Genomic DNA, 15,647 nt, shown 5'->3' on the forward strand with positions numbered 1-15,647 from the left:
CATGATGGCTTCCCCCGCCCCCTTCACCCTGCCCACGCCCGTGGGCGCTGTGCTGGCGCGCCTGCCCGCCTACCCGGGCTCCGTGCTGCTGGTCACAGCGATCAACTTTGCGCTCGCGCGCCAGCTGCCGCAGGACGTCAAAGACCTGCTGCAAGGCAAGCACCTGGCCATTCGCGTGCGCGATGCGCGCCTGGCGTTTGACTTCTCCTGGAACGGCCAGCGCTTCGTGCCCAGCAGCGCGCAGGCCGAGCCCGACCTGACCATCAGCGCCAACGCGCAAGACTTCATGCTGCTGGCGCAGCGCCGCCAGGACCCCGACACCCTGTTCTTCAACCGCCGCCTGGTGATGGAAGGCGACACCGAACTGGGCCTGGTGGTGAAAAACGCCCTCGATGCGCTGGAGCTGCCCGTGCTCGACCCCAGCCACTGGAGCCCGCGCGCCGTGCTCGCGCGCCGCGCGCCGCACCTGGCACGCCAGCTGCCGCCGCTGCCCACGTTCTCATCCCTGTTTGGAGGCCGGCCATGAGTGACGACCCTGCCACTTCCAGCGCGCACCTGCCGCTGGTGTATTCCTGCTCGGGCTGCTCCAGCGCGGCGCAGTTGGCCAACCATGTCGCGGTGCAAATGGACCGGCGCGGCGTGGCCGAGATGTCGTGCATCGCCGGCGTTGGCGGCGACGTGCCGCAGCTGGTCAAGCTCGCCAAATCGGGGCGCCCCATCATCGCCCTCGACGGCTGCCCGCTCGAATGCGTCAACCACAGCCTGGCGCGCCACGGCGTGCAGCCCGCGCGCCACTACCAGCTGCACAAATACGGCGTGAAAAAACGCAACCACCAGGACTTTGACGCCGAACAGGCCACACAGGTGCTGGGCCAGGTCGAGGCCGACCTGCTCGACAAACCCCTGCGCCAGGAGGCGGCATGAGCGCTGCGCGCGTCATCGTCGGCATCTCCGGCGCCAGCGGCGCGGTCTATGGCGCGCGCCTGTTGCAGATGCTGCGTGAAATTGGCGGCATCGAGTCGCACCTGGTCGTCTCCGACGCCGGCTGGCGCAACCTGCGCCACGAAATGGATCTGTCGCGCCCAGAGGTCGAGTCCCTGGCCGACGAGGTGCACGACATCGCCAACGTCGGCGCCAGCATCGCCAGCGGCTCGTTTGCCACGCTCGGCATGGTGGTTGCCCCCTGCTCCATGCGCACCCTGGCGGCCATCGCCCATGGCCTGGCCGACAACCTGCTGACGCGCGCCGCCGATGTCGTCTTGAAAGAGCGCCGCCGCCTGGTTCTGCTCACGCGCGAGTCGCCGCTGCACCTGGTGCACCTGCGCAACATGGCCACGGCCACCGAGCTGGGCGCCATCTGCTGCCCGCCCATGCCCGCCTTCTACCAGCGCCCGACCACGGTGGGCGAGATCGTCGATCACAGCGTGGCCCGCGCCCTGGACCTGCTGGGCATAGAGCACGACCTCGTCACCCGCTGGCCCGGCCTGCCGCTGGACGCTTGATTTTCGCTATTATTTTTATAGCTGCTAGCGCTTGATATACAAGCGCTAGCGCCATTTTTGACCCTGAAAATGCACTACCGCGATCTGCGCGACTTCATGGCCCAGCTCGAAGCCGCTGGCGAGCTGCGCCGCATCAGCGCCCCGGTCTCGCCGCACCTGGAGATGACGGCGCTGGCCGACCGCGTGCTGCGCGCCGGCGGCCCGGCGCTGCTGTTCGAGAATCCCACCGGTCACAAGATGCCCGTGCTGGCCAACCTGTTTGGCACGCCCGGCCGCGTGGCGCGCGCGCTGGGCGTGGCCGGATTGGGCGAAATTCGCGCCTTTGGCGAGGTGCTGGCGCAGCTCAAGGAACCCGAGCCGCCACGCGGCATGAAAGAGCTGTGGGGCAAGCGCGAGCTGCTCAAAACCCTGTGGAGCATGGCCCCCTCGGTCGTGCGCCGCCCGCCGTGCCAGCAAATCGTGTGGGAGGGCAGCGACGTGGACCTGGCCCGCCTGCCCATCCAGCACTGCTGGCCCGGCGACGTTGCGCCGCTGGTCACCTGGGGCCTGACCATCACGCGTGGGCCGAACAAACCGCGCCAGAACCTGGGCATCTACCGCCAGCAGGTGATCGGCAAAAACCAGCTCATCATGCGCTGGCTCTCGCACCGGGGCGGGGCGCTCGATTTTGCCGAGCACTGCCGCCAAAACCCCGGCCAACCCTACCCGGTGGCGGTGGCGATTGGCGCCGACCCGGCCACCATCCTCGGCGCCGTCACGCCCGTGCCTGATACGCTGTCGGAATACCAGTTCGCCGGCCTCTTGCGCGGCGCGCGCACCGAGGTTGCCCCCGCGCTGGGCGTGCCGCTGCAAGTGCCCGCCCAGGCCGAGATCGTGCTCGAAGGCCACATCCACCCCGACGCCAACCACAAAAGCGGCTGGCAGCACGCGCTCGAAGGGCCGTATGGCGACCACACCGGCTACTACAACGAATGCGCCGAGTTCCCGGTGTTCACCGTCGAGCGCATCACCCAGCGCCAGGACGCGCTCTACCACAGCACCTACACCGGCAAGCCGCCCGACGAGCCCGCCATGCTGGGCCTGGCGCTCAACGAACTCTTCGTGCCGCTGTTGCAGCGCGCCTTCCCCGAAATCATCGACTTCTACCTGCCACCCGAAGCCTGCAGCTACCGCATGGCCGTGGTGCGCATCAAAAAAGCCTACGCCGGCCACGCACGGCGCGTGATGATGGGCGTGTGGAGCCACCTGCGCCAGTTCCTGTACACCAAGTTCATCGTGGTGGTCGATGACGATATCGACGTGCGCGACTGGAAAGAAGTCATCTGGGCCATGAGCACGCGCATGGACCCAGCGCGCGACACGATGCTGATCGAGCACACGCCCATCGACTACCTGGACTTCGCCTCGCCCGTGGCCGGCCTGGGCAGCAAGATGGGGCTCGATGCCACCCACAAATGGCCCGGCGAAACCCAGCGCGAATGGGGCCGCACCATGGCCATGGACGCTGCCGTCAGTCAGCGCATGAACCAGCTGGCCGACGACCTGGGGCTGTAGCGCGAGCGCGGCAACGTTTACAGCGTATCGCGCTGCACAAAACCGGCCGCCGGCGCCGGCTCGGGCAGGTGGGCGCTGACCTCCACCCGCTCCACCCGCGCCGCCGACGGGCCCTGGTGCGCCCAGTCGATCAGCGCCTGCACCTGCGCCTGCGGGCCGCAGACCAGGGCCTCCACCGTGCCGTCGCTGCGGTTACGCACCCAACCGCGCAGCCCCCGCTGCAAGGCCTGGGCAATGGTCGATTGGCGGTAGTACACCCCTTGCACGTGGCCAAAAATGCGCAGGTGGCGGGCAGTGTCGAGAAGTTCGGCAGACATGGGTAAAGGCAAAGAAAAAATACGGGGGTGACACTGTACGCCTGCGGCGGCGCTCTGGCGGATGGAGGCTGCGTTGGCTGCTATGGTTTTTTCTTGGTGCTGCGGGAGCGCCTGGCGGGCGGCAGCGGGGAGGAGGACGCATCTGGGGGCGGCAGGTAGTTGGCGGCGGTGACCACGCTGTGCCCTGTTTGGTCTTCGAGCTGCTGGCGGGCGTTTTTGGCAATGCGGCCTCCGGCCTTGGCAGCGGTGGCGTTTTCTGCCATGCCGGTGGCCTGCTGGCGCTCGGCAATCTGGCGCGTAGAGAGCTCGGCCAGGGCGGTGAAGATGAGTTCCGCCTCGCTCATGTGGTCGCGCAGGTTGTGGCTGGACAGGCCCTTGGCCTCCTTGTGCTCGGCCACGGAGAGGCCCGACCAGGTTTGGTGGATGAGGTTGGTGAGGATGGCGTATTCGCGCCCCTTTTCCACACCGTGCTCGCTCCAGTAATCGGTGAGCTTGTTGCGCGTCTCCTGCCCGCCCATGCGCTGCTGTATCCATTTTTCGCTGCGCCCCTGCTGCTGCCAGGTCTGGCGGGCACGATCCAGCGCCTGGGCAGGGTCGGCAATCTCCTGCATACGCTCGTAACCCACCTTGGCCAGCCACCGCTTGATGGGCTCGGCCTTGGGGCTGGGGATGGATTGCACGATGCGCAACAGGCTTTCTGCCGTGGCGCAGTCGGTCAGCCGCTGCTTGCCGTCGGCGGCGGGTAGTTTGAACTGTCGACAATCTGTCGACAGTTCAGCCCCGTCCTCGGTTTTGACGCGCAGCTTCATCTTGAACCAGTAGTCGCGGGCGTTGTCACTGCCCGTCAGCACCTGAACGATGTCAATCACCGAAAACCACCAGGTCTCGGTGGCTTCGTCGTACAAGCGGCGGATGGCTTGGCCTTCGAATGCGCTGGGAAAAATTTTCATCAACAGCTCCTGTGGCGGGGGGCAGTACCCGATATTACTGTATGCATTACCAGTTGCGCGAGCCCGCCTATTTCCCCCAGCCAGGCCCCCCTGTGCCACACTCGCCCCCCTATGTCCCCCACCGAATGGGCCGAAGCGGCCCTGCAACAGTTTGACGCCGTGGTGCAGGCCGCCGACGGTTTTCGTCCCCGCGCCGGCCAGCGCAGCATGGCGGCGCAGGTGGCGCAGACCTGCAGCGCCGCGCAGCTGGGCAAGGTGGAAGAAGGCGAGGGCGAGGCGCCGCCGCAGCGCGCCCTGGCCGTGATCGAGGCGGGCACGGGCGTGGGCAAGTCGCTGGCCTACAGCGCGGCGGCCATCCATGTGGCGCTGGCGCGGGGCACGCGGGTGGTGATTTCGACCGCCACCGTGGCGCTGCAGGAGCAGCTCGTCCATAAAGATTTGCCGCAGCTGGCGGCGCGCATGGCGCAGCCCTTTGCCTTTGCCCTGGCCAAGGGGCGCGGGCGCTATGTGTGCAAGCTCAAGCTCGAACGCCTGGCCAGCGGCGTGGGCGAGGACGACGACGTGGTGCCCGACGACCTGCTGGCCGAGCAGGCCCAGGAGCAGCGCGCCGCCCTGCGCAGCAGCCGCGCCCACACTGAGCGCCAGCAGTTCTACACCCAGCTGGCCGACACCCTGGCCAGCAGCCAGTGGAATGGCGACCGCGACGAGTTGCCCACCCCGCCCGAGCCCGAGCTGTGGGCCAGCGTGGCCGCCGACGCGCACACCTGCACCAACAAGCACTGCCCGCTGTTTTCCAGCTGCAGCTACTTCGAGCGGCGCAAGGAGCTGGTGGCGGCGCAGGTGATCGTGGCCAACCACGATTTGCTGCTGTCCTCCATCGGCGCGCGGCTGCTGCCCGAGCTCGACAACTGCCTGCTCATCCTCGACGAAGCGCACCACCTGCCGGCCACGGCGCTGGCGCAGTTTGGCTCGGAGATGGACCTCTCGCGCCTGTCGTGGATCGACAAACTCGCCAGCCGGGCGCTGCGCATTGGCCAGCTCGTCGAGGTCGAAGAAATTGCCGACGTGCCCCAGCACGCCGCCCGCCTGCGCGCCGCGCTGCAAGAGGTGGCCCGCCTGGCGCTGGAGCTGCACGGCCACGCGCTGCAGGCGCCCGTGCCCGACAAAGGCCGGCGCTTTGCCAGCAGCCAGCCCACGCGCGCGCGCCTGCCCGGCGGCCTGCTGCCCGCCGCCCTGGCCGAGCCCCTGGGCCAGGCGGCGCACCATGCGGGCGGCTTTATCGACGCGCTGCGCGCCATCGCCAAGGCGCTGCGCAGCCAGCTGCGCGACAAGCCCGAGGACGCGCGCCGCCTGTCGCAGCTCTACGCCCAGGCCGGTGCGCTCGCGCCCCGGCTCGAAGGCGTGCACGCCTGCGCCCAGCTGCTGCTGCAAGAAGCCCCCGAGGGCGCCGTGCCCGCCGCCAAATGGTTCACCCTGGCGCAGGAGGGCGAGTTTTTGGTGCTGCGCGCCCACGCCAACCCGGTGCTGCCGGGCAACACCCTGCGCCAGCACCTGTGGTCGGGCGTGCGCGGCGCGGTGCTCACGTCGGCCACGCTCACGAGCTGCGGGCAGTTTGATTTCTTCCTGCGCGAAAGCGGCCTGCACGGCGACCCCGACGTGACCACGCTCACCGTGCCCAGCCCCTTCGACTACGCCCGCCAGGGCACGCTGGTCGCCCGCGAAACCCGCGCCGAGCCGCGCGACGCCGCCGCCTTCACCACCGAGATGGTGGATGCCCTGCTGTGCGACCTGGCGCAGGTGGCCTCGGGCGCGCTGGTGCTGTTCACCTCGCGCGAGCAGATGCGCCAGGCGGTGGAGGCCCTGCCCACCGCCCTGCGCGCCAGCGTGCTGGTGCAAAACCAGTGGCCGCGCCAGCAGCTCTTGCGCCAGCACCGCGAGCGCGTGGGCGCGGGCTTGCCGTCCATCATTTTTGGGATGCAATCCTTTGGCGAGGGGCTGGATTTGCCCGGCAGCCTGTGCGAGTCGCTCTTCATCACCAAGCTGCCCTTTGCCCCGCCCGACGACCCCGTGGGCGAGGCCCGGGCCGAATGGCTGCGCGCCAGCGGGCGCGACCCGTTCAGCGAACTGGTCGTGCCCGCCACCGCCATCCGCCTGGCGCAGTGGGTGGGCCGGGCGATTCGCACCGAAGACGACCAGGCCCATGTGTACTGCTACGACAAGCGCCTGGTGCGCACCAACTACGGCCAGCGTCTGCTCCAAGGGCTGCCACCGTTTGCGCTGCAGCGCAGCGAGGCGCTTGGCTAAACTATTGTTTTGATAGCTGCTTGCGCTTGTCTGGCAAGCCTTGCAGCCATTTTAACCCTTTTTTTCACCCCATGAGCACCACCATCCCCGCCTGCCCGCAATGCGGCCAGAACAACACCTACCCCGATGGCGCCCAGTACATCTGCCCCGACTGCGCGTTTGAATGGCCGCAGCAGGCCGAGGCGGGCACCGATGCCCCCGAGGCCGCCGCCGCCGTGCGCGACGCCCACGGCACCCCGCTGGCCGATGGCGACGCCGTCATCCTGGTCAAGGACCTGAAGGTCAAAGGATCGTCCTCGGTGCTGAAAAAAGGCAGCAAGATCAAGGGCATCCGCCTGGTCGATGGCGCCGACGGGCACAACGTGGACTGCAAGACCGAGCTTGGCCCGATGCTGCTCAAATCCGAATTCCTGAAAAAAGCCTGACCATGCCCGCGCCGATTGCCGTCATCGACTTTGAAACCACCGGCATGACCCCGGCGCAGGGCGCGCGCGCCACCGAAATCGCCATCGTGCTGCTCGAAGGCGCGCAGGTGGTCGATCGCTATGCCAGCCTGATGTACACCGGCGTGCCCATCCCGCCCTTCATCGAGCAGCTCACCGGCATCAGCAACGCCCTGCTCGAAAGCGCCCCGCCCGCCGCCGAGGTCATGCGCGCAGCGGCGCGCTTCGTCGGCAACGCGCCCATGGTGGCGCACAACGCAGCGTTCGACAGCAAGTTCTGGCAGGCCGAGCTGGGGCGCATTGGCCTCGAAGCCCCCCAGCCCTTTGCCTGCACCGTGCTGCTCTCGCGCCGCGTGTACCCCGACGCCCCCAGCCACAAGCTGGGCAATCTGGTGGCACACCTGGGTCTGCCGCGCGCGGCCCGGGCCCACCGCGCCCTGGCCGACGCCGAGATGACCGCCGCCCTGCTGGCGCGCCTGCAGGCCGACCTGGCGCAGCGCTACCAGGCCCTGTGGCCGGTGCACGCGCAGCTCATGCAGCTGCAGCGCTGCAAGCCCCAGGCCATGGCGCGGCATTTGCAGGCGGCGCTGCTTTAAGCGTCAGCATGTTCTAAGGAGTCTTCGCCCATGTCCGCCTCCGCCCTCGCGATCGGCCAGATCGACACCGTGCTCTGCGGCCGCGCCGTGCCCTGCCTGCGCCCCAACGGCAGCCCCGGCGGCCTGAGCGCCATCGCCAAGCAGCCCGTGGCCGGGCCGGTGGCGGTCGGGCCGCTGGGCCTGGCGGGCGATGAGCAGGGCGACACCCGCGTGCACGGCGGGCCGGACAAGGCCATCCACCACTACGCGCTCGAACATTACCCCGCCTGGCGCGCCGAGCTGGGGGCGCAGCCGGTGCTCGCTGCGCCCGGCGCCTTTGGCGAGAACCTGGCGAGCCGGGGCGTGACCGAGGCCAACCTGTGCTGGGGCGACCAGGTGCGCATCGGCAGCTGCCGGCTGGAGCTGGCGCAAAGCCGCCAGCCCTGCTGGAAGCTCAACACCCGCTTTGCCACCCCCGACATGGCGCTGCGCGTGCAGCGCACGGGCCGCACCGGCTGGTACTGGCGCGTGCTGCAAGAGGGCCAGCTGCAGGCGGGCGACGGCATTTACCTGCTGGCGCGCCCGCACCCCGAATGGCCGCTGGCGCGCGTGATTGCGCTGCTGTACGAGCGCGAGCTCGACCCCGCCGTGCTGCGCGCCTTTGCCCAGCTGGCGCTGCCGCCATCGTGGCAGCGCATCGTGCAGCGGCGCCTGGACAGCGGCCAGGTCGAGGACTGGAGCGCGCGCGTGCAGGGCGGCTAGCGCCGCCGCCTCACTTCCAGCGCAGCGGCTCCAGGTGCACGCTGCCGCGCTGGCTCGACAGCGTGAGCGCGCCCTCCTGAATGGTGGCCTGCAGCTGCATACTGCGCTCGGCCAGGCTGGCGAGCTGCTGCGCCTCTTCCGCTGGCAGGCGCCAGACCTGCAGCTTGTCGAGGCGCGAGAGTTTGTTCGTGATGCCCTTCCACCACACCTCGGCGGCGTGGTGGAAGGCGTATACCACCACCGCATCGGCACGGCTGCAGGCCTTGGTCAGGGGCTTGTCCTCGGGCTGGCCGACCTCGATCCACAGGCGCTTGCGGCCGGTGAAGTCGGTCAGCGAGGCGTCCGGATCGTCCGGGTCGGACAGGCCGGCGCCAAAGGCGAGCGTGCCGTCGCCCCGGCAGGTGTCTTGCAACGCGTGCGCCTGCAGCGCCAGCGCCACCAGGCGCACCATCATGCGCTCGTCGGTTTCGCTCGGGTGGCGCGCCAGGGTCAGCTGGTGGTCGGCGTAGTAGCCGTGGTCGATGTCGGCAATCTGCAGGTTGGCTTTGAAAATGGTGGATTTGATGGCCATGCGGCGCTCCAAAAAAGAGAGCTGCCAGCGCAAGCCTGGGCTTGTTTTGGCAGCTCTTTGTACTGCAAACGCTTTTTAGGCAACGCTAAAAAAGTCCCTCCCGCGCGTCGCATCCCCGGTTTGGGCGATCTGCGGCGTTGCAAATGCTCGCAATAGCTGCGGCTATTGCTGCGCTTTGCGCCTTGCAGCTCATCCCAAACCGGGGCGCATCGCATCGCGGGGACTTCTTCAGCGTCGCCTTAAATCAAGCGTGAGCAGCTATGGTTTTTATAGTTGGGTATTTACACCCGGCGCGCCAGCTCGGCGGCCTTGCCGATGTAGCTTGCGGGCGTCATGGCCAGGAGGCGCTCCTTGTCGGCCGCCGGAATGTCCAGGCTGGCGATGAGCTGGTGCAGCGCGGCGGCGGTGACGGTCTTGCCGCGCGTGACTTCCTTGAGCTTTTCGTACGCGCCCTGCACGCCGTAGCGGCGCATCACGGTCTGGATGGGCTCGGCCAGCACTTCCCAGGCGGCGTCCAGGTCGGCGGCCAGGGCTTCTTCGTTCAGTTCGAGCTTGTTCAGGCCCGTCATCAAGGCGCTGTAGGCCAGCGCGGTGTAGCCCCAGGCGACGCCGATGTTGCGCAGCACCGTGCTGTCCGTCAGGTCGCGCTGCCAGCGCGAGACGGGCAGCTTTTGCGCCAGGTGCGTGAGCAGGGCGTTGGCCAGGCCCAGGTTGCCTTCGGCGTTTTCAAAGTCGATGGGGTTGACCTTGTGCGGCATGGTGGACGAGCCGATCTCGCCGTCCTTGAGCTTTTGCTTGAAGTAGCCCAGGCTGACGTAGCCCCAGATGTCGCGTGCCAGGTCGATCAAGATGGTGTTGGCGCGCGTGGTGGCGTCGAACAGCTCGGCCATGTAGTCGTGCGGCTCGATCTGGATGGAGTAGGGCTGGAACGTCAGGCCCAGGCCCTGGGGCTCGGGCGTTTGCACCACTTTTTGGCTGAAGGCTTCCCAGTCAAAGTCGGGCCAGGCCGCCAGGTGGGCGTTGTAGTTGCCGACGGCGCCGTTCATTTTGGCGAGGATTTTGACCTCGGCGATGCGCGCGCGCGCCGCCTGCAGGCGCACGACGACGTTGGCCAGCTCCTTGCCCACGGTGGTCGGGCTGGCCGTTTGCCCGTGCGTGCGGCTGAGCATGGGCACGCCGGCGTGCTGGTGCGCCATGGTGCGCAGCTTGGCGATGATGGCATCGAGCTGCGGCAGCATGACCGCGTCGCGCCCGGCCTTGAGCTGCAGCGCGTGGCTGGTGTTGTTGATGTCCTCGCTGGTGCAGGCAAAGTGCACGAACTCGGCGGCTTTTTCGAGCGCCGGGTGGCCTTTGAACTGCTTCTTGATCCAGTACTCCACGGCCTTGACGTCGTGGTTGGTGACCTTTTCCTCGGCCTTGATGGCGGCGCAATCTTCCTCATCAAAATCGGTTACCAGGCTTTGCAGGTAAGCGCGATCAGCTATCGAAAGAGGAGCAAATTCAGCAAAGCCGGCATCCGACAGGGCGATGAACCAGGCGATTTCGACCTGCACGCGCCGGTGCATATAGCCGTACTCGCTCATGATCGGGCGCAGGTGGGAGAGTTTGGCGGCGTAGCGGCCGTCCAGCGGGGACAGGGCGGTGATTTCGGACATAGCCCGCCATTGTAGGTGGCGCCCCCAAGCCTGGTGCAAGCGTGGCTCGATAGAATCAGCCCCCATTCATTTGCAGGCCCATCCATGAAATTGATCGGTTCGCTCACCAGCCCCTACGTGCGCAAAGTGCGCGTGGTGCTGGCCGAAAAAAAGCTCGACTACCAATTCGTAGCCGAAAACGTCTGGGCCGCCGACACCCAGATTGCCCGCAGCAACCCCCTGGGCAAGGTGCCCTGCCTGCTGATGGAAGGCGGCGCGGCGCTGTTTGACTCGCGCGTTATCGTCGATTACCTCGACACCCTCTCGCCCGTGGGCAAGCTGCTGCCGGTGCCCGGGCGCGAACGCGCCGAGGTCAAGACCTGGGAGGCGCTGGCCGACGGCCTGCTCGACGCCGCCATCCTGGTGCGCCTGGAAAACACTTTTGAAGGCCGCAGCGCCGAGCAGCGCAGCCCCGCCTGGATCGCGCGCCAGATGGGCAAGGTGCACGCCAGCCTGCTGGCGCTGGCCCAGGGCCTGGGCGACAAACCTTACTACTGCGGCAACCACCTGAGCCTGGCCGACATCGCCGTCGGCTGCGCCCTGGCCTGGCTGGAGTTTCGCTTTCCTGAGCTGGCCTGGCGCAGCGAGCACCCGAACCTGGCGCGCCTGATCGACAAGCTCGCGCAGCGCGCCAGCTTTGCCGACACCCGCCCGCCGGCGTAAGCCCCCAGTTGCCTTGCCGGCAGATGCGCAAAAGGCCACCGAGGTGGCCTTTTTGCTGCAAGAAAAAAGTTGCGAAGCGTCCCGAAACGAAGAAAGAGAGGGAGGGAGGAGAAGCGTTCCAGGGTTGCAATCGATAAGTACCCGAAAGGCTTCGCAACGTCAAAACCGGTGCACTGTCAGGAGACTGTTTCTCTTGCGCCGTGCATGTTTCATAGAGTAGGGGCGCGCCACCAAAGTTCCAGCCCCTGATTGCAAGTAAATGTAAACAATTTCACACCAAGGCCAGAATGCGTTCGAGCGGCCAGCTCACGCGCACGTCTTTGTAGGCCATGGGGGCGGTGATTTTCCACTGCGCCAAAGTGGTGTCGCGCGGGATCATTTCCCCCGTCGGCGCGCCGCTGCGCGAGAGCACCACGGCGACGCGCGGCGTGGTTGCGCTCGCGCCCCGGCGCAGCACCACGGCCACCTCCTGGCTGGCCAGGCGTACCAGGGTGCCGGGCGGGTAAATGCCCAGGGTTTTGACCAGGGCGGCGCCGGCCTCATCGACCTGGCGCGTCTCGTCGTAGTAGCTGCCCTGCATGGCGGCGGTGGCCAGCATGGGGGTGCGCGAGGCGCGCGGCGCAATGCGGGCGCCAAACACGTCGGCGCGCTGGATCAGGCGCGCGAGCTGCTCGGCTGGGGTCTTGTCGGCCAGCGGGCCGGGCGTGCGCTCGTGGTGGCGGCGCACGGCTTCGAGCCACAGCGGGTCGGCCACGCCCAGGTGCTGCAGCTGCTGCGCCGACTGTGCGGCGTGGTTTTCAATCGCCATGATCTGCGGCCAGGACAGCGGATCGGTCTGCAGCGCCAGATGGTCTTGCAGCGCCGTCATGGCAATGTTCATGGACAGCGCCGCGCGCCCGACCTGCAGCGTGCGCTGTTCGTCCCAGTGCAGCGTCTCGCGCGCCGTCACCATGCAGGCTGCGGCCACCAGCACGGCGTGGGTGGCGCTGTACATCTGCGTCTCTTGCGCCGACAGCATGATCAGCGCCAGCAGCGTGGCGTCGGGCTGCTGCTGGCTGTGGCGTGCCAGCTCCTCGTGCAGCAGGTGAAAGCGCTCGCCAAAATCGTGCACCTGGGGCGCACGCAGCAGCTGGCTGGCCCGCATCTGCAGCTCCAGCCAGGCCGGCGGTCCCTGCTGGGCGCGCTCGCGTGCGCTGGCGCTGACGGTGTCGCGGGCGTTGATCTGCATCTTGGCGATCTGGCCCAGCGCCTTGTCCTCGCCCACCATCTGGTGCAGCTGGTGCAGGTAGGTGCGGTGGCTGTCGCCCGATTCATCGGTATCGACGCACAGATCAACGCCGCGCGCCTGCAGCGTTTCGAGCTCAGCACGGTTGCGGATGACGTAGCCGCGCTGCGCCAGCAGCGCCCCCTGGGCGCCGCGAAGGGCAAACGGCAGTGGCCGACCCAGCGGAATGGAGTCGATGTTGAGCGTAATCAGGTTCATGGCTGCGCCCGATTATCCCCGCTGGGGCTGTCTGTTACGAAATGTGCGTGAGGCCAAAAACCACGGCCCACAGCGCCAGGATGGCGTCGCGCTCGGCCTGCACGGGCGCCGGGTCAATTTGCAGCGAGGCTTCGTCCAGGCGCGCCTTGTGCTGCAGGCGGCGCAACTCGCGGTAGGCGTCGGCCGCCGTGCAGCCCACACCCAGGGGCAGCAGGCCGGCGCTTTCGGCGTGCTGCAGCAGGGCGATGTTGCCCCAGTTGCCCACCAGGCGCGGGTGCGCGCCCGAATGCGCCAGCACCAGGTATTGCAGGGCGAATTCCGCATCCACCATACCGCCCGCGCTGTGCTTGACGTCAAACGCGTCGGCGCGCACGGCGTGCGCGGCGCGCATACGCTCGCGCATGGCCATGATTTCCTGGCGCAGCGCCTGCGGGTCGCGCGGCGCGGTGATGACGGCCTCGCGCACGGCGTCAAAGCGTGCGCGCAGGTCTTCGCTGCCGAGCACGAAGCGTGCGCGCGTCATGGCCTGGTGCTCCCAGGTCCAGGCGGTGTTGCTGCCGCGCTGCTGCTGGTAGGCGGCGTAGGCGCCAAAGCGCGTGACCAGCAGGCCGGAGTTGCCGTTGGGGCGCAGGGCGGTGTCGATCTCGAACAGATCGCCCTCGCCGGTTTTCACGGTCAGCCAGTTGATGAGCTTGCGCACGAAGGCGGCGTAGATCTCGGGCGCGCGCTCGTCCTCGTCGTCGAAGACGAAAACAATGTCCAGGTCGCTGCCGTAGCCCAGCTCCTTGCCGCCGAGCTTGCCGTAGCCAATGATGGCGAATTGCGGCGCCTCGCGGTGGCGGCCCTTGAGGCGCTGCCAGCACCACTGCGCCGTCACGCGCAGCACGCTGTCGGCGAGCAGCGAGAGGTCGTCGGCCACCTGCTCGACGGTGATGCGCCCTTCCACGTCGCGCGCCAGGGTGCGAAAGACTTCGGCGTGGTGCGCGCGGCGCAGCAGGTCGAGCAGGTTCTCGTCGTCGTCCTCGCCGGTCGATTGCAGCGCCGCGCGGCGCAGCTCCAGCTCGTGTTCAAAATCCTGCGCCACAAAGCGCTCGGCCAGCAGTTATCACGCCCGGGTGTTGCTGCAGGTAGCGCGCCGGCCAGCGCGCCGCGCCCAGCAGGTGCAGCAGGCGCTCGTGCACCAGCGGGCGTTCGAGCAGCAGCGCCAGGTAGCTCTCGCGGCGCAGCAGCGATTCGAGCCAGTCGATCAGGCGCAGCGCAGCGGTTTCGCTCACGCGCGCCTCGGTCAGCCATTGGCCGGTGCGCTGTACCAGGCGCAGCAGGCGCTGGCGCGTTTCGTCGCGCAGCGCCTGCACGCGCGGGTGTTCGCGCCACTGCGCTACGCGGCTGCGCAGCTCGCCGTGCAGCTGCGCCAGCAGCGCATCGAGGTCGGGCGGGTTGGCGCTGCTGCGCTGGCCGTGGCAGCTGGGGCAGTCTTTGCGTTCGGCGCCGCCGAGCAGGGTGTCGAATTCTTGCGCCACCAGCTCGCGGTGCGCGTCGAGCTGCAGCAAGAAGGCGCTGGTGTCGAGTCCCAGGCTTTGTGCAATCCAGGCCAGGTCGTCGTCGCGCGTCGGCAGCACGTGGGTTTGCTGGTCGTCCAGGTACTGGATGCGGTGCTCGACGCGGCGCAAAAAGGTGTAGGCCGCGCCCAGCTGCTGCGCCGTCTCGGCCGGCATCAGGCCGGCGCGCACCAGGCGCGGCAGGGCTTCGAGCGTGGGCCGGCAGCGCAGCTCGGGGAACTGGCCGCCGCGCACCACCTGCAGCAGTTGCACGGTGAATTCAATCTCGCGGATACCGCCGCGCGAGAGCTTGACGTCGTTCGCGCGCTCGGGGCGCCCGGCGCTGCGCTGCACGGCGTGGTCGCGGATCTGGCGGTGCAGCGAACGCAGCGCATCGAACACGCTGTAGTCCAGGTAGCGGCGAAACACAAAGGGCAGCACGGCGCCGCGCAGGCCCTGCACCTCGTCGCTGCGGGTGCTCAAAAGCGGCGCGACGACGCGGCTCTTGAGCCAGGCAAAGCGCTCCCACTCGCGCCCCTGCACCTGCAGGTACTCCTCCAGCGCCGCCAGCGAGACGGCCGGTGGCCCCGAGTTGCCGTGCGGGCGCAGCGCCAGATCGACGCGAAAGACAAAGCCATGCTCGGTGGTGTCGCCGATCAGGCTGTAGATGGCCTTGACGGCGCGGGCGAAATACTCGTGGTTGGAAATTTTGCCGCGCCCGTCGCTCTGGCCGGCAGTCTCGCCGTCCTGGGCATAGACGTAGATCAGGTCGATGTCGCTCGATACGTTGAGCTCGCGTGCGCCCAGCTTGCCCATGCCGACGATCCACAGCGGCACCGCCTGGCCCTGCGGCCCCTGCGGCGCGCCGTGGCGCTCGTCGAGCTCGGCGCGCGCCTGCTGGCAGGCGCGGTCGAGCGCCAGCTCAGCGAGCTCGGTCATGCTGCGCGTGACCTCGGCCAGCGGCGCCTGCGCATCGCAATCGCACTCGACCAGGCGCGCGAGCACCAGCTGGCGCAGGATGCGCAGCCCCGCCCCCAGTGCGGCACTGGCGCCGGCACTCGTCTGGCGCGCTTGCAGCGTCGCCAGGGCCTGGGCCATGCCCTCGCGCGTGGGTGCACCCGGCGGCAGCAGCTGCAAATCGGCGCTGTAGCGGCGTTGTACGCGTTGGTAGAAGCGGGAATGGGCCGTCAGGGGCAGGTCAAAGAGGGCAGAGGACATGCGGTCACAGGGGTATCAAAACAGCAAAAATTCCCAGCAGGGGCGCCAGCGATAATCGCCGGTTCTCTGGCCC

14 protein-coding genes and 1 pseudogene are annotated in these 15,647 nt (G+C 68.2%); 9 read left to right on the forward strand and 6 right to left on the reverse strand.

Going from position 1 to position 15,647, the window contains the following annotated elements:
- The first annotated feature begins 1 nt into the window (after nucleotide 1).
- The 4 genes from G7045_RS00060 to ubiD all read left to right on the forward strand — a co-directional run bounded on the left by G7045_RS00060 (nucleotide 2) and on the right by ubiD (nucleotide 3,056).
- Nucleotides 2-526 carry an SCP2 domain-containing protein gene (locus G7045_RS00060; protein WP_166155545.1) on the forward strand — a complete coding sequence of 175 codons (525 nt, stop codon included), beginning with the start codon at nucleotides 2-4 and terminating at the stop codon, nucleotides 524-526.
- Nucleotides 523-924 (forward strand): putative zinc-binding protein, encoded by a 402-nt coding sequence (locus G7045_RS00065; protein ID WP_166155548.1) that lies wholly within the window; start codon nucleotides 523-525, stop codon nucleotides 922-924. Before G7045_RS00060 ends, G7045_RS00065 begins: the two co-directional genes overlap by 4 nt.
- The gene (locus tag G7045_RS00070; RefSeq protein ID WP_166155551.1) at nucleotides 921-1,502 is read left to right on the forward strand and encodes a UbiX family flavin prenyltransferase; all 582 of its coding nucleotides are present in this window, start codon (nucleotides 921-923) and stop codon (nucleotides 1,500-1,502) included. The genes G7045_RS00065 and G7045_RS00070 overlap by 4 nt, the downstream gene beginning before the upstream one ends.
- 69 nt (nucleotides 1,503-1,571) lie before the next feature.
- On the forward strand, nucleotides 1,572-3,056 hold the full coding sequence (ubiD, locus tag G7045_RS00075) for a 4-hydroxy-3-polyprenylbenzoate decarboxylase (protein WP_166155554.1): 1,485 nt from the start codon (nucleotides 1,572-1,574) through the stop codon (nucleotides 3,054-3,056).
- Between the two features lie 17 nt (nucleotides 3,057-3,073).
- Here ubiD and G7045_RS00080 read toward each other — a convergent pair whose 3' ends face one another.
- A complete protein-coding gene (locus G7045_RS00080; RefSeq protein WP_166155557.1) occupies nucleotides 3,074-3,373 on the reverse strand; it encodes an acylphosphatase in 300 nt (99 codons plus the stop codon).
- Nucleotides 3,374-3,453: 80 nt separating this feature from the next.
- Nucleotides 3,454-4,323: a Bro-N domain-containing protein gene (locus G7045_RS00085; RefSeq protein WP_166155560.1), complete on the reverse strand. Its 870-nt coding sequence runs from the start codon at nucleotides 4,321-4,323 to the stop codon at nucleotides 3,454-3,456.
- Between the two features lie 111 nt (nucleotides 4,324-4,434).
- On the opposite strand from G7045_RS00085, the gene dinG reads away from it, so the two are divergent.
- The 4 genes from dinG to G7045_RS00105 all read left to right on the forward strand — a co-directional run bounded on the left by dinG (nucleotide 4,435) and on the right by G7045_RS00105 (nucleotide 8,407).
- Nucleotides 4,435-6,627: an ATP-dependent DNA helicase DinG gene (gene dinG, locus G7045_RS00090; protein WP_166155563.1), complete on the forward strand. Its 2,193-nt coding sequence runs from the start codon at nucleotides 4,435-4,437 to the stop codon at nucleotides 6,625-6,627.
- A gap of 71 nt (nucleotides 6,628-6,698) precedes the next feature.
- A complete protein-coding gene (locus tag G7045_RS00095; RefSeq protein ID WP_166155566.1) occupies nucleotides 6,699-7,052 on the forward strand; it encodes a zinc ribbon domain-containing protein YjdM in 354 nt (117 codons plus the stop codon).
- Nucleotides 7,053-7,054: 2 nt separating this feature from the next.
- On the forward strand, nucleotides 7,055-7,666 hold the full coding sequence (locus G7045_RS00100) for a PolC-type DNA polymerase III (protein ID WP_166155569.1): 612 nt from the start codon (nucleotides 7,055-7,057) through the stop codon (nucleotides 7,664-7,666).
- A gap of 30 nt (nucleotides 7,667-7,696) precedes the next feature.
- On the forward strand, nucleotides 7,697-8,407 hold the full coding sequence (locus G7045_RS00105) for an MOSC domain-containing protein (RefSeq protein ID WP_166155572.1): 711 nt from the start codon (nucleotides 7,697-7,699) through the stop codon (nucleotides 8,405-8,407).
- Nucleotides 8,408-8,417: 10 nt separating this feature from the next.
- Here G7045_RS00105 and G7045_RS00110 read toward each other — a convergent pair whose 3' ends face one another.
- Together G7045_RS00110 and purB are read right to left on the reverse strand one after the other, a co-directional pair.
- Complete coding sequence (locus G7045_RS00110) at nucleotides 8,418-8,978, reverse strand: YaeQ family protein (protein ID WP_166155575.1); 561 nt, start codon at nucleotides 8,976-8,978, stop codon at nucleotides 8,418-8,420.
- A 281-nt stretch (nucleotides 8,979-9,259) separates the two neighbouring features.
- A complete protein-coding gene (gene purB / locus G7045_RS00115; RefSeq protein ID WP_166155578.1) occupies nucleotides 9,260-10,633 on the reverse strand; it encodes an adenylosuccinate lyase in 1,374 nt (457 codons plus the stop codon).
- 84 nt (nucleotides 10,634-10,717) lie between these two features.
- Between purB and G7045_RS00120 the strand changes: the two genes are divergently transcribed.
- Nucleotides 10,718-11,335 carry a glutathione S-transferase C-terminal domain-containing protein gene (locus tag G7045_RS00120; protein WP_166155581.1) on the forward strand — a complete coding sequence of 206 codons (618 nt, stop codon included), beginning with the start codon at nucleotides 10,718-10,720 and terminating at the stop codon, nucleotides 11,333-11,335.
- A gap of 271 nt (nucleotides 11,336-11,606) precedes the next feature.
- Here G7045_RS00120 and G7045_RS00125 read toward each other — a convergent pair whose 3' ends face one another.
- Both G7045_RS00125 and glnE read right to left on the reverse strand, forming a co-directional pair.
- Nucleotides 11,607-12,818 (reverse strand): HD-GYP domain-containing protein, encoded by a 1,212-nt coding sequence (locus tag G7045_RS00125; protein ID WP_166155584.1) that lies wholly within the window; start codon nucleotides 12,816-12,818, stop codon nucleotides 11,607-11,609.
- Nucleotides 12,819-12,852: 34 nt separating this feature from the next.
- Nucleotides 12,853-15,574, reverse strand: a pseudogene (glnE, locus tag G7045_RS00130) (bifunctional [glutamate--ammonia ligase]-adenylyl-L-tyrosine phosphorylase/[glutamate--ammonia-ligase] adenylyltransferase).
- Nucleotides 15,575-15,647 lie beyond the last annotated feature (73 nt).

The organism is Acidovorax sp. HDW3 (genome assembly GCF_011303755.1).
Classification (GTDB): Bacteria; Pseudomonadota; Gammaproteobacteria; order Burkholderiales; family Burkholderiaceae_C; genus Paenacidovorax.

Excerpts from the sequence above, each read along its gene's own strand:
- G7045_RS00060 (WP_166155545.1), top strand. The coding sequence starts at position 2 with ATGATGGCTTCCCCCGCCCCCTTCACCCTGCCCACGCCCGTGGGCGCT.
- G7045_RS00065 (WP_166155548.1), top strand. The coding sequence starts at position 523 with ATGAGTGACGACCCTGCCACTTCCAGCGCGCACCTGCCGCTGGTGTAT.
- G7045_RS00070 (WP_166155551.1), top strand. The coding sequence starts at position 921 with ATGAGCGCTGCGCGCGTCATCGTCGGCATCTCCGGCGCCAGCGGCGCG.
- ubiD (WP_166155554.1), top strand. The coding sequence starts at position 1,572 with ATGCACTACCGCGATCTGCGCGACTTCATGGCCCAGCTCGAAGCCGCT.
- G7045_RS00080 (WP_166155557.1), bottom strand. The coding sequence starts at position 3,373 with ATGTCTGCCGAACTTCTCGACACTGCCCGCCACCTGCGCATTTTTGGC.
- G7045_RS00085 (WP_166155560.1), bottom strand. The coding sequence starts at position 4,323 with ATGAAAATTTTTCCCAGCGCATTCGAAGGCCAAGCCATCCGCCGCTTG.
- dinG (WP_166155563.1), top strand. The coding sequence starts at position 4,435 with ATGTCCCCCACCGAATGGGCCGAAGCGGCCCTGCAACAGTTTGACGCC.
- G7045_RS00095 (WP_166155566.1), top strand. The coding sequence starts at position 6,699 with ATGAGCACCACCATCCCCGCCTGCCCGCAATGCGGCCAGAACAACACC.
- G7045_RS00100 (WP_166155569.1), top strand. The coding sequence starts at position 7,055 with ATGCCCGCGCCGATTGCCGTCATCGACTTTGAAACCACCGGCATGACC.
- G7045_RS00105 (WP_166155572.1), top strand. The coding sequence starts at position 7,697 with ATGTCCGCCTCCGCCCTCGCGATCGGCCAGATCGACACCGTGCTCTGC.
- G7045_RS00110 (WP_166155575.1), bottom strand. The coding sequence starts at position 8,978 with ATGGCCATCAAATCCACCATTTTCAAAGCCAACCTGCAGATTGCCGAC.
- purB (WP_166155578.1), bottom strand. The coding sequence starts at position 10,633 with ATGTCCGAAATCACCGCCCTGTCCCCGCTGGACGGCCGCTACGCCGCC.
- G7045_RS00120 (WP_166155581.1), top strand. The coding sequence starts at position 10,718 with ATGAAATTGATCGGTTCGCTCACCAGCCCCTACGTGCGCAAAGTGCGC.
- G7045_RS00125 (WP_166155584.1), bottom strand. The coding sequence starts at position 12,818 with ATGAACCTGATTACGCTCAACATCGACTCCATTCCGCTGGGTCGGCCA.